This window comes from Shewanella sp. 10N.286.51.B7 (assembly GCF_002873615.1).
Classification (GTDB): domain Bacteria; phylum Pseudomonadota; class Gammaproteobacteria; order Enterobacterales; family Shewanellaceae; genus Shewanella; species Shewanella electrodiphila.
In genome coordinates, this window is the sequence record NZ_MCUF01000013.1 from 54,496 (window position 1) to 67,118 (window position 12,623).

The following is a 12,623-nucleotide window of genomic DNA, read 5'->3' on the forward strand; positions in this document are numbered from 1 at the left end:
TTGGTGTTAACAGACACATTAAATTCATCAAATCTCCCTCGAATTATCCTCTACTTCTGATAAGTTAAGTTGAAAAAATAAGCTGAAATGCTATAGTACGCCGCCTAATTATTGTGACCATGCTTATTGTTTTAAGGGTGGTTTAAAACCAGTGCTATTTACGTACAGCCGCTATACTCGTCAATGAATACTGACTTGTTTAACAAAGCAGCTAATAAAGTCAGCGCTGGTTTTTTGTTTTTGTCATAACTTGAATTTTGGAATCTCATTTTGATTACTACAGCTAACATCACCATGCAGTTTGGTTCAAAGCCACTGTTTGAAAATATCTCAGTTAAATTCGGTGGCGGTAATCGCTACGGTCTTATCGGAGCCAATGGCTGTGGTAAATCCACTTTCATGAAAATTTTAACTGGCGACCTTGAACCGACAAGCGGTAATGTGTCGATTGATCCAGGTGAGCGCATGGGTAAGCTGAATCAAGATCAGTTCGCTTATGAAGCCTATTCTGTTGTAGACACAGTGATCATGGGTCACAAAGAGCTATGGGAAGTGAAGCAGGAACGTGACCGTATTTATTCTTTACCAGAAATGAGTGAAGAAGACGGTATCAAAGTTTCTGAGCTTGAAATGGAATTTGCTGAAATGGACGGCTACACTGCCGAATCTCGTGCAGGTGACTTACTGATGGGCGTCGGGATTGGCGTAGACCAACACTTCGGTCTGATGAGCGAAATCGCACCAGGTTTCAAGTTACGTGTACTACTTGCACAAGCATTGTTCTCCGATCCAGATGTTTTGTTACTTGATGAACCAACCAACAACTTGGACATCGACACTATTCGTTGGTTACAAGAAATGTTGAACCAGCGTAACAGCACCATGGTTATTATCTCGCACGATAGATATTTCCTAAACTCTGTTTGTACTCACATGGCTGATATCGATTACGCTGAATTACGTGTTTACCCAGGTAACTACGATGAATACATGATGGCTGCGCAGCAGTCTCGTGAGCGTCTGCAGTCTGACAATGCTAAGAAGAAAGCACAAATTGCTGAACTTCAAGGCTTCGTGGCTCGTTTCTCTGCTAACGCGTCTAAAGCAAAGCAAGCAACGTCACGTGCTAAGCAAATCGATAAGATTAAAATTGAAGAAATCAAAGCATCTAGCCGTGTTAACCCATTCATTCGTTTTGAACAAGAAAAGAAATTGTTCCGTAACGCATTAGTGGTTGAGCAACTCGCTAAAGGCTTTGATGAAAAACCATTATTCAGTAACTTCGATATGATGGCTGAAGTAGGCGAGCGTATTGCTATCTTAGGTGAAAACGGTGTGGGTAAAACGACACTATTACGTACCTTAGTACATGACTTGCCTCAAGATGCTGGTACTATCCAATGGTCTGAAAATTCAAACATTGGTTACTATGCTCAGGATCATGAAGCAGATTTTGCTAACGACATGACGTTATTTGATTGGATGAGCCAGTGGCGCAAACCAGAAGATGATGATCAATCTGTTCGTGGTATTTTAGGGCGTATGCTATTCGGTTCTGACGATATTAAAAAATCTGTCAAAGTCCTTTCTGGTGGTGAAAAAGGTCGCATGTATTTTGGTAAGCTGATTATGCAAAAGCCAAATATCCTACTTCTTGATGAACCAACAAACCACATGGATATGGAATCAATTGAATCATTGAACAATGCCTTAGAAATGTATGAAGGTACTTTGTTATTCGTTTCTCACGACCGTGCGTTTGTATCATCACTTGCTACACGTATTTTAGAAGTGACACCAAACGGCATTAACGATTTCAAAGGAACTTATGATGAGTTCTTAGCAAGCAAAGGTGTTGAAGGATAAGCTTAAAGCTTTTACTTTAATCGCCGATAAGAAACCTGTAAGGCTAGTTTTTTAGCTGATACAGGTTTTTTTTTGCGCGAACGATACTCAGCAACTTTTTTTGATCTAGAATTAAGTCGCCTTATTTGCATCAAAGCATGCAATTTATCGCAAAATTGCATGGAGCACTTACTCTAAGGGTAAAGATATAATGAAATGGATTACCGATCTTAAAACGCTACATAAACTTCTTTTACTGATTATTCCACCCTTGGTTATTTGCCTCATATATGGTGGCATGTTTGTTCATAATAAATATGAAACCAAATCGGAATTGACCACAGTACTTTCATTAAGCGAGCTGGCCGTAATCAATAGTGCCTTGGTGCATGAATTACAAATTGAGCGTGGTATGAGTGCAGGCTTTATTGGTTCACAAGGTAAATCGTTTGCAAGTTTGCTACCTAATCAGAGAGTTGCAGCCGATAGACAAATCAGCCAGTTTAACAATATTCCTGATATCAATGCTTTCCCAGTACAAATCAGCTCAACCTTGCAGCAAATTCACAATCAGTTACAGCAATTACAATCCATTAGACGTTCTGTCGATAACTTAACCATTTCTGTGGCTGAAGAAGTGAAGTATTACACGGGGTTGAATACGGCTTTATTGTCTGTGGTTGATGAAGCAGCCATGCAAAGCCCTGATAGCGAATTATCTTTAAAGCTTGCATCCTTTGGTGCATTTTTACAGTTAAAAGAGCGTGCTGGCATTGAGCGAGCAGTGTTAAGTACCACCTTTGGACAAGAAGGCTTTAAAGATGGCGTGTATGCGCGCTTTGTTACGTTAATGTCAGAGCAAAATACCTATGCCGAGCGCTTTAATGCCTTAGCGACAGCAGATTGGTTATCTCGATTTTCACAAGTGGCTCGCTCACGGGAAGTGAGTGAAGTAGAGCAGATGCGTCAAATAGCTTTAGCGCAAGTTGCTAGTGACATCAGTAAGCAAAACCCAGAAGAGTGGTTTAAAACTTCGACTGCGAGAATTAACGTACTCACAGATTTCGAGCACTTTCTTGTGAATGATTTAATTCTATTGACCAAAACACGTTTAAATTCAGCTAACCAACATATGTGGTTATCTTTGCTAACCTTAACCATATCAATTGTATTATTAGGTTGGTTAAGCTTATCTGTATCGAAATACCTTAATCGCAGTCTGAGTCATTTATTCAGTAAGGTCACTCATGCGGGAAATAACTTTGATTTAAGCACCCGGATTGAACATCAGTCAGCAGATGAATTTGGGCAACTTTCTGATGCATTTAACGCCATGATGAATGACTTTGAAACCATTATCTTGCAGGTTCGTCAAAGTGCAACGCAGGTGGTTAAGGTCGTAGAAGAAGTAAATGGTCATGCTCACACTATGCAAAAAGATGTTGAAACCGGTTACCTCGAAGCTGAGCAAGTTGCATCAGCAATGACAGAAATGAGCGCGACAGTGACGCAAATTGCAGCCAATGCAGTACAAGCTTCTGACGCTTCAACTTCAGCCAATAAAGAAGCGCATATTGGTAATACAGAAGTGTCAAAAACCACTGTTTCGATCAAGCACCTTGCATCAGAAATTAATGAGGCGTCAAATGCCATAGAAACGTTAGATCAAGACGTACATTCTATTGTCACCATTTTGGATGTGATCAGTGCCATTTCAGAGCAAACCAATTTGCTGGCATTAAATGCAGCCATTGAGGCAGCAAGGGCAGGCGAGCAAGGTAGAGGCTTTGCTGTGGTCGCTGATGAAGTCAGAACGCTTGCCCAACGCACTCAGTCTTCAACAGATGATATTAAGCGCATGACCGAGAAATTAAAGTCAGGTGCGCAGTTGGCGGTTAAAACCATGCAACGAGGCATGGTCAGTGCTGAAGAAAGTGTCAATGAAGTAGAGCATGCTGGTAAAGAGTTACAACAGATTGTTGCCGATGTCGATATTATTGACAACATGAATCAGCAAATTGCTTCTGCAACTCATGAGCAAGCTGCAGTCGCTGAAGAAGTGAATCAAAATGCGATGAGGATCAGTGAAATATATAGCCAAACTCAAAGAATTGCAGAATCGCTGAGCCTACTAAATGACAGCTTACTAGAAGATGCCGCAGCAATGTCTGAGCAAGTGCAGAAGTTTACATTGAGCAGTCGTTAACCAATGAGAAAAATGAAATAGAAATAATTGATTTATAATCAGTATTTTTAATCAGTATTTTAAAGCCGACGTGATTTACGTCGGTTTTTTTATGGACAAGAAAAAGTAAACTTATGCGACAAAATGTGAATCTTAATTATACTTTGCTAACATGACGCCTAAATTAGAAACCGATTAACTATTGTCGATACACAATTGTCGATAAACTATTGTCGATAAACTATTGTCGATAAACGATTGCCGATAAATAAAGGACGAGTAATGGATTACCTCAACATCAATAAACAAGCTTGGAATGAACGAGCAAAAGTACATTTTGATTCATCTTTTTATGATGTGCCGAGCTTTCTTGCAGGTAATTCTTCATTAACAGAAATTGAAACTGCGGAACTCACCGATGTAGCGGGTAAGTCTTTGCTGCACCTTCAATGCCACTTTGGTTTAGATACTTTGTCATGGGCAAGGCTGGGCGCGAGTGTCACTGGTGTTGATTTATCTGATGAAGCGATTGATAAGGCACGTGAACTTGTGACTCAGTGTAATATCGAGGCTGAGTTCGTTTGTGCTGATGTCTATGAATTTGCAAATAAGCGCTCGAAAAGTTTCGACATTGTGTTCACGTCTTTTGGCGCAATTTGTTGGTTACCTTGTTTAACTAAATGGGCGCAGGTCATTAGTGACAGCTTGAACCAAGGCGGTACATTTTATATGGCTGAGTTTCATCCAGTACAGGACGTCCTAGATGGTTACCCATATTTTCATCAAGCTGAGCCTGATGTGGTCGTTGAGGGGAGTTATACACAAGCGGGTAATAATTCAGACCATGAGCAGACTATGGTGACGTGGGCGCATTCATTAAGCGAAGTGATTAATGCGTTAATTCAAGCGGGGATTCGAATTGATGCGGTTAACGAATTTCCATTCAGCCCATACAATTGCTTTGAAAACCTAATAGAAAAACAGCCTAAACAATTTCAATCCATTGTGAAGGGGCAACCCATTCCGTTGGTTTTTTCCATCAAAGGAACTAAGTGTTAATGCTATTTGAATCACAACAAAAACTGGATGTGACCAATCGTTGGTGCAGCATTTTTATCAAAGTCGCTGCAGGTATCTCAGCAGTCATAGTGTTGATGTATTTAAGTTATTTTTATGCGAGCCCAAGTGTCACGCTTGAAAATCGTTCAGAGTTTGTTATTGAGTCAGCGATTATAAATTTGCCTTTGAGTCGACTTGATTTTGGCGAGATTCATACATCACAAGACAATACCATTTATTATGATTTAGCTCAGCTAGATGGACAATATGAGTACCATTTGCTGCTTGATAGTGGCGATTTACTCGAAGGAACTTGTGGTTATATCACTAATTTTGAAATTAATAAGCGGGTAGTGCTTGTTTTGAATGATATTGGTGAAATTAGCTGTCAATTTTAATCTTCGCTTTATCCTTTTAATCATAATAGCGTGGTGTTTTTGGCTTGTCATTAAATCATAAAGCTAAGCCAATACACTGCACCTTGGCACCTTGATTACAACTTTGACTGAAAATGTTTGGCTAATCAAATCTGGTAAAGTTTAAGTGCTAGAGAAAAAAACTTTATTATTACAGTGCAGTGGTTTATTCAACTGCTCGTAGCTTTATCAGCTTTATGTATCACCTTGGATACAGCTGTTACACGTAGGTGAGCGCTCGTGTTGAGTGTTAAGTCTTTAACCACGACTGTTATCGGGTTAACCAGATAACATATGTGCCTCATTAGAAATAATTCATATTCAATTCTTTTAAGTTTAAATTAATATTCTATCTCTATTATCCTTCCTCCCAGATTTCCGCTGTTTAAATTATCTACAACCTTGTTACAGGAACTGCCTCAGAGTTGATGACATGCGGAGCAATTAATATTGAGAGCAACTTAAAGCTTATTGTTGAGTTGTATAAGGATTACCTGTTCGAATGCTAAGAAATTCCTCCGTTATTCTGTTATCTATTTTCACTCTATACAGTCAGTTTGTAGTGGCTGATGAAGCCATAGAAGTATCGCAAAAATATCAACGCGCATTTCCTATTTGGGCACAAGAAGCGATGGATTTAGGCCATGAATTACCTAAGCCATATGGTTTTACTGTTAACTATATGTCGATGGAGCAACCGTTAGTGGTTGATGGTGTCACCTTTTCAGGTCTTGGCGATATTATTGATGACAGAGTGAGTATTAATGGTAGTGAAGCGATGCAAGATTCAGAAACCATTACTTTAAGAGCTGATATGTGGGTACTTCCATTTCTAAACCTTTATGGCGTGATTGGCCAAACAAAAGGCAGTAGTGTCGCCAATGTTCAAGTTGAAGTAGAAATGCCATGGCCTTTGCCGCCAGTGGTTTCTGACCCATTTGATTTTGAGCTGAATTTTAAAGGTACTACATACGGTGCGGGCGGCACAATCGTGGGTGGCATAGGCAATTGGTTTGCTTTATTAGATGTTAATTACACTAATACTGATCTTGATATTCTTGATGGTGAGATCAGTTCAATTGTTGTTTCACCGCGTGTAGGTTACCGCACCACTGTTTATGGCCATGAAAGCCAGTTCTGGGTCGGTGCTATGTATCAAAATGTTGAGCAAACTTTTAGTGGTTACCTTAAAGATATCGGCATTCCTTTAGGTAATGGTAAATTTGAAGTTACCCAACACCTCGAAGATAAGTGGAATAGCTTGATTGGTGGTCAAATCAACTTAGGTAAGGGGTTTGATTTGTTACTTGAAGGTGGTTTTGGCACACGCACAAGCTTTATGGCTGGCATTGGCTATAGGTTCTAACCATGATGCGACTAATGATTGTTAGTGTATTTATTTTCTTCCTAGGTGGCTGCTCAGCAGTTTCTATGGTGGATAATTATCAGCAAAACCAATTAATGAAAGCGGGTTTTGAACGGCAACAGTTGTCGCTAGAGAGTCAAGGCGAATTGCACTACTGGCAAGGTGGAGATACGAGTGCTCCCACTGTTATCTTGCTTCATGGTTTTGGCGGTACGGGCTTAACTAGCTGGTATGAGATTATGCAACAGCTTGCGTCTGATTATCACGTTATCGTGCCTGATTTACTTTGGTTTGGTGCATCTTTCAGTAACGCTCCAGCAACTATCAGTAGCGAAACCCAAGCTATTCAACACTTGATTGAAGAGCTCGCGCTTGAAAATGTCAATGTGGTGGGTATTTCGTTTGGCGGGTTTATTACGTTTGACCTAATGATCAAAGAACCTACCGTCAATAAAGCTATTATGTTGGCAAGCCCAGGTATTGTGTTTGGCGATGAAGACATGGATGCCATGAGTCAACGTTTTGGACAAAGTGTGCCAGAAGCTGTGTTTGTGCCTGAGAATAAAGAAGGTGTAAGACATTTACTTGAGCATACGTTTGTTGATCACCCTTGGTACCCAAGTTTTATCGATGAGCAAATCTATCAAAGCTACTTTGCAGATTTTCATATACAGAAAAAATCATTGATTACCACTTTACCTGCATATCGAGATCAACTTAACCCTGCAGAATTTAAAGTTAAGCTTCCGCCTTCATTATTAATTTGGGGCGAAAATGACAGTGTGTTTCCACTTGAAAAAGGCATTGAATTTTCTGAATTTTTAAATGCTCCAATCATAATTATCCCTGATGCATCCCATGGCCTAAGTAATGATTTTCCAGAGTCAATTAGCCAAATGATAAGAGACTTTATTCAATGATGTTTCATTCTCAAAAACGCGTCATCTTATTGAGTGTAGGTTTAATGGTTTCGCTAGTGTCAGCATGCTCAAGTAGCGAATGGCAGGTGAGTGCAACCCCATCTGACTCCGCTGTATCTGCGGCGTTAGATAATCAACCCGATCCTGCACTTTTACGTGATATTGCATTACCTCAACAAGCGGCTATGACTTTACCGACAAGTGTTCGACCATGTTGTGCATTTGGTAATGGTCAGAAGGTAAAGCTTGGTGCTATGACCATCCCTTTTTATCGTCATGCCAATACTATCTCGTTAGAAGATTTAGGTGCTCATGCTTATGAAGCAGGCAGTTTTAGTCATCAAAAATCGGCACCTGATGAAGGCCGCAGTGGCGAGAACAACGGTATTATTTATACCAGAAAGGGCGGCTTTATTGATTTAGCTCATGTAAGAGACACTGCAGACAACGCGGTGGCGCTGTTTTACCAAATCCACCCAAACCTTGGTGAAAAGCAATCCATTGCATTGCCATTTGAAATTGGTCCTCGAACGATTGAAATTGATCGTTTTGAAGTAAAACTTTTAACCGCAACTCAACGTTGGGAGCTGGCAGCGGCAATGGCTGTGCGCCTTGCCTATTCGATGGCTGAAGCTCATGAAATTGCTCAGTACCACGGTTATCGCAGCTTTGGACCGTGGACCGAAGATGTTTCGGCATACTCACCAGAAGATCTTTACTCCAATATGCTAGGTGCAAAAATTGCGCTTGCAGTACTGACCAATAATTTGGCCATGACTCGACAGCAATATAATTATCATATGACGTCATGGATTGCCGCAACATTAGATTGGTTAGAGCCTGTCACTGCAGCAGAAACGGATGCACTTTTTGATGTGATTGATGGCTATTGGTGGGACTCAAATGAACCTATGCCTAACAAATTTATGTTACTTAAACGCCATTACGATCTGGGCGAACATCAATCACCTTATTTAGTGCCGATGGATATGGCGAAAAACAGTGATACTTGGCCCGATGTTGTAAGTGTTTATGAAACACCTAACGTCGCTCACGACTTAAGTTTAGCCAATCACGTCCACGGAATTACTATCGATAATGTCGCTAAGCAATGGTTACATGTAGATGCAAAATTTGAATCGCATTTTGAACATGTACCTGAGTCTTTATGGCGTGATGGTTTTACTCAGCAATCATTTTTAGCGTTAACTCGATATAACGAAAAATTGGATGAGACATTATTGAGTGAGCATTTATCTCAACATTCTCACTTACCGTTAGCGATAGAACAAACATCACAAGGTGAGTTGAAATGAGCTTATTCCACGGCATGAGAATCGGCTTTTTCTCGATAGGGCTATTGGCTTGTGCAGCGTCATTTGCTTCAGAAAAAGCGAGTGTTGAGCAAACAACTGAGACGCTAGCTTCTGATGAAGAGTTGAGCTGGATGGAAAGCTTTTTACAAAAGCTTGGTGCAGATGGTGAGTTTGACGCTGATAAATTGATTGATTTTAGTTTTCTTCCTGGGCCTTTTTATAATCCCGAAATGGACTTAGGTGTAGGCATTTCAGCCGTAGGTTTATATCAAGTGGATCCTACTGATGAAGTCAGTCAATTATCGTCATTAGTGATTAACGGTTTAGCTTCCATTAATGGCGCGTTAGGTGTTTCACTTGAAAATAAAACCTTCCTAAATGAAGATCAACAGCGTTTTTATCTAACTGCAGAGATGTTTGATATTCCTGATGTGTTCTATGGCGTTGGCTATGATGAAAACCACCAAGATGATAACCGAGTTGATTTTAATGGTCGAACTGTCCGTGTAAACCCAATGTTCTTGAACCGATTATCATCCAACGTTTTTATTGGTGCAGGCTTTGATTTTAATTACGCTAAAGCCAGCAGTATCGATAAGCTAGATTCAGATGTCGAGATCAACCCTTTGCTAGAGACATCACGCAGTGTCGGGGTGAATTTTTTAATCAACTACGATAGTCGAGATAATGTACTTAATCCTGAACAAGGGAGAATTGCCCAAATTGATACGGGGATATATCGCAAAGAATTAGGCAGTAAGACCGACTTTGAAATTGTTAATGCACTCTACAGTACCTATTATCAAGTTGCAGATGATGATGTTTTAGCGTGGCAAATTCGTGGCCGTTTTACTCATGGTGATGTGCCTTGGGATCAGCTGTCAAAAGCGGGTGGCGGAGATTTACTTAGAGGGTATACTTCAGGTCGTTACCGCGACAAGCAAATGTTGTTAGCACAAGTGGAATATCGACAGAACTTATCTGGCCGTCATGGGATGGTTTACTGGGTAGGTGCAGGGGTTATTTCGGAAAAATTCAGTGAGCTGACTTCGGCGAGTGTACTACCCAATACAGGTATAGGCTATAGGTTCGAAGTTAAACCTCGCGTAAACCTAAGATTAGATTTAGCCTTTGGTGATGGTGATACTGGTTTTTACTTTAACGTAAATGAAGCCTTTTAATTTCCACTTGGCATTAAGTTAATCAGCCAAATTGAATATGTTACTCTAAAATACCTGTTGAGATAGGTTGCTTAATTAAGTGATTTTATGAGGTGCTCTTGTGAGGTGCTCTTGTGAGGTGCTTTTATGAGGAGTTATTGTGAGTAAAGTGGTCATTTTTGGTAATTCAGGCTCGGGTAAATCGACACTAGCAAAACAAGTTGCAGCTAACAAAAAGCTGGCACACCTAGATTTAGATACTATTGCTTGGTTGCCAGTTAATCCTCCTCAAAGAATGCCAATAGCGGTTTCAAAAACTTTAATTGATAAGTTTTTAAACCTTAATCAATCATGGGTTATTGAAGGCTGTTACAGCGACTTGCTTGAATTAGTCTTTCCACAAACCGATGAGGTTATCTTTCTCAATTTACCCACTTCAGCGTGTATTGAAAATGCTAAAAACCGTCCTTGGGAACCTCATAAATATGACAGTAAACAAGCTCAAGATGAAAATTTAGCTATGCTAATCGGTTGGATTGCGCAGTATGACAGCCGTAGCGATACCTTCTCTAAAGTTGCGCATGAAAGACTATTTGAGCAATTTTTAGGCAGTAAAACTATGCTCACTTCGAATCGATAATATCTTTACCATCAACTGCAGTCAGTTAACCTTACTTGCTACCTTAATTAAGATAGATAAGACAGTTAGGGTGATGGGAATTTTCCATTAGCTATTGTAGTATGCCATTGGCTGCCAATACGTATAAGGCGTTAGGCATCAATCCATAAAACAATAACTTATAAATGGACTGTTAATGAATTCTCCACACCCAAGCCCTTCTTCTGCACAATCGAGTGCCACCGTGCGGCAAATGCCCGATACCTTAGTGATCATTTTCTTTGTTGCTCTTGCTGCCGCATTATTAACGTTTGTTGTTCCCATAGGCTCATTTTCAACCCAAGATGCGCATTATGTTATCGATGGAGTTGAGAAAACGCGCAGTGTAATCGACCCAGCCTCTTTTCAATATGCCTTGAATGAAGCGGGTGAGCCTAAGCTTGATCCCATTTCATTATTTAAAGGAAATGGCGAAATCGGCTTTTTCAATTTTGCTTTTGAGGGCATGGTTTCTGGCTCTAAGTGGGGCAGCGCAATTGGCGTTATCATGTTTATGTTGGTCATTGGCGGCTCTTTTGGCGTCGTCATGGCCACGGGCACGATTGATAACGGCATATTACGCTTAATAGATAAAACTCAAGGCAATGAAAAGCTGTTTATTCCTGTCATATTCAGTTTGTTCTCGTTGGGTGGTGCGGTATTTGGGATGGGGGAGGAAGCCATAGCCTTTGCCATTATCATTTGTCCGTTAATGATTCGATTAGGTTATGACTCTATTTGTACAGTGATGGTCACTTATGTCGCGACCCAAATCGGTTTTGCCAGTTCTTGGATGAACCCGTTTAGTGTTGCTATTGCCCAAGGTATTGCAGGTGTTCCAGTGCTTTCAGGTGCGGGTGTACGTTCTATTATGTGGCTTGGTTTTACCTTAATAGGTATTGGTTTTACCATGCGCTATGCGAGTAAAATTCAACGTAATCCAAGTGCATCCTTTAGTTATCAAACGGATCAATTCTTTCGCGATAACCAGCAAGGTAATGTCAAAGATAGTCGTTTTAATCTCGGCGATATTTTAGTACTGCTTACCATTGTAGCTACTATTGCTTGGGTTATTTGGGGCGTGATTGCTCATGCTTGGTTTATCCCTGAAATTGCCAGTCAGTTTTTTACCATGGGGATCATTGTTGGCATCATTGGGGTGGTATTTAAGCTTAATGAAATGGACATGAACAAAGTCGCGGTTAGCTTTAAGCAAGGTGCAGGCACCATGTTAGAACCAGCGGTTTTAGTAGGGTGTGCTTCAGGTATTTTATTGTTACTTGGTGGTGCGGGGGCGACAGAGCCGAGCGTATTAAATACCATCTTACACAGCGCCGGTAATGTGATTGGCCAATTGCCGACGGCATTATCAGCTTGGTTTATGTTGTTATTCCAATCAGTGTTCAACTTTTTTGTGACTTCAGGTTCAGGACAAGCGGCGTTAACCATGCCACTCATGGCACCTTTGGCTGACATTGTCGGTGTGACTCGCCAAGTGGCGGTATTAGCGTTTCAACTTGGTGATGGTTTTACCAACGTATTAGTACCGACATCAGCTTCATTAATGGCGACATTAGGTGTGTGCCGTGTTGATTGGGGAAATTGGTTTAAGTTTATCTGGCGCTTTATGCTGGGTTTATTTGTTATTTCGAGCATTATCGTGGTGTTAGCGCACTACTTAGGGTTTAGCTAAACGAG

At 40.6% G+C, this 12,623-nt stretch carries 10 protein-coding genes; all 10 read left to right on the plus strand.

Features of this window, described 5'->3' with window-relative positions; genetic code table 11:
- The first annotated feature begins 270 nt into the window (after positions 1-270).
- The 10 genes from BCU84_RS01395 (at position 271) to yfcC (ending at position 12,618) form a co-directional block, all read left to right on the plus strand.
- Entirely contained in the window at positions 271-1,866 is a 1,596-nt protein-coding gene (locus BCU84_RS01395; protein ID WP_102526313.1) for an ABC-F family ATPase, read from the plus strand.
- A 190-nt stretch (positions 1,867-2,056) separates the two neighbouring features.
- Positions 2,057-4,051, plus strand: coding sequence for a methyl-accepting chemotaxis protein (locus BCU84_RS01400; RefSeq protein ID WP_102526314.1), 1,995 nt, complete (start codon positions 2,057-2,059; stop codon positions 4,049-4,051).
- A gap of 261 nt (positions 4,052-4,312) precedes the next feature.
- Positions 4,313-5,089: a class I SAM-dependent methyltransferase gene (locus BCU84_RS01405; protein ID WP_102526315.1), complete on the plus strand. Its 777-nt coding sequence runs from the start codon at positions 4,313-4,315 to the stop codon at positions 5,087-5,089.
- Positions 5,089-5,487: a hypothetical protein gene (locus BCU84_RS01410; RefSeq protein WP_102526316.1), complete on the plus strand. Its 399-nt coding sequence runs from the start codon at positions 5,089-5,091 to the stop codon at positions 5,485-5,487. Before BCU84_RS01405 ends, BCU84_RS01410 begins: the two co-directional genes overlap by 1 nt.
- 520 nt (positions 5,488-6,007) lie before the next feature.
- Positions 6,008-6,871 carry a virulence protein gene (locus BCU84_RS01415; protein WP_102526317.1) on the plus strand — a complete coding sequence of 288 codons (864 nt, stop codon included), beginning with the start codon at positions 6,008-6,010 and terminating at the stop codon, positions 6,869-6,871.
- 2 nt (positions 6,872-6,873) lie between these two features.
- Positions 6,874-7,791, plus strand: a complete 918-nt coding sequence (locus BCU84_RS01420; protein WP_241906328.1) for an alpha/beta hydrolase — start codon at positions 6,874-6,876, stop codon at positions 7,789-7,791.
- The gene (locus BCU84_RS01425) at positions 7,788-9,107 is read left to right on the plus strand and encodes a DUF4056 domain-containing protein (protein WP_241906329.1); all 1,320 of its coding nucleotides are present in this window, start codon (positions 7,788-7,790) and stop codon (positions 9,105-9,107) included. The genes BCU84_RS01420 and BCU84_RS01425 overlap by 4 nt, the downstream gene beginning before the upstream one ends.
- Complete coding sequence (locus BCU84_RS01430) at positions 9,104-10,288, plus strand: BamA/TamA family outer membrane protein (RefSeq protein ID WP_102526318.1); 1,185 nt, start codon at positions 9,104-9,106, stop codon at positions 10,286-10,288. The genes BCU84_RS01425 and BCU84_RS01430 overlap by 4 nt, the downstream gene beginning before the upstream one ends.
- A gap of 139 nt (positions 10,289-10,427) precedes the next feature.
- Positions 10,428-10,907 (plus strand): AAA family ATPase, encoded by a 480-nt coding sequence (locus tag BCU84_RS01435; RefSeq protein ID WP_102526319.1) that lies wholly within the window; start codon positions 10,428-10,430, stop codon positions 10,905-10,907.
- A gap of 175 nt (positions 10,908-11,082) precedes the next feature.
- Complete coding sequence (gene yfcC / locus BCU84_RS01440; RefSeq protein WP_102526320.1) at positions 11,083-12,618, plus strand: putative basic amino acid antiporter YfcC; 1,536 nt, start codon at positions 11,083-11,085, stop codon at positions 12,616-12,618.
- Positions 12,619-12,623: the final 5 nt, after the last annotated feature.

Excerpts from the sequence above, each read along its gene's own strand:
- BCU84_RS01410 (WP_102526316.1), top strand. The coding sequence starts at position 5,089 with ATGCTATTTGAATCACAACAAAAACTGGATGTGACCAATCGTTGGTGC.
- BCU84_RS01420 (WP_241906328.1), top strand. The coding sequence starts at position 6,874 with ATGATGCGACTAATGATTGTTAGTGTATTTATTTTCTTCCTAGGTGGC.
- BCU84_RS01400 (WP_102526314.1), top strand. The coding sequence starts at position 2,057 with ATGAAATGGATTACCGATCTTAAAACGCTACATAAACTTCTTTTACTG.
- BCU84_RS01425 (WP_241906329.1), top strand. The coding sequence starts at position 7,788 with ATGATGTTTCATTCTCAAAAACGCGTCATCTTATTGAGTGTAGGTTTA.
- yfcC (WP_102526320.1), top strand. The coding sequence starts at position 11,083 with ATGAATTCTCCACACCCAAGCCCTTCTTCTGCACAATCGAGTGCCACC.
- BCU84_RS01415 (WP_102526317.1), top strand. The coding sequence starts at position 6,008 with ATGCTAAGAAATTCCTCCGTTATTCTGTTATCTATTTTCACTCTATAC.
- BCU84_RS01430 (WP_102526318.1), top strand. The coding sequence starts at position 9,104 with ATGAGCTTATTCCACGGCATGAGAATCGGCTTTTTCTCGATAGGGCTA.
- BCU84_RS01405 (WP_102526315.1), top strand. The coding sequence starts at position 4,313 with ATGGATTACCTCAACATCAATAAACAAGCTTGGAATGAACGAGCAAAA.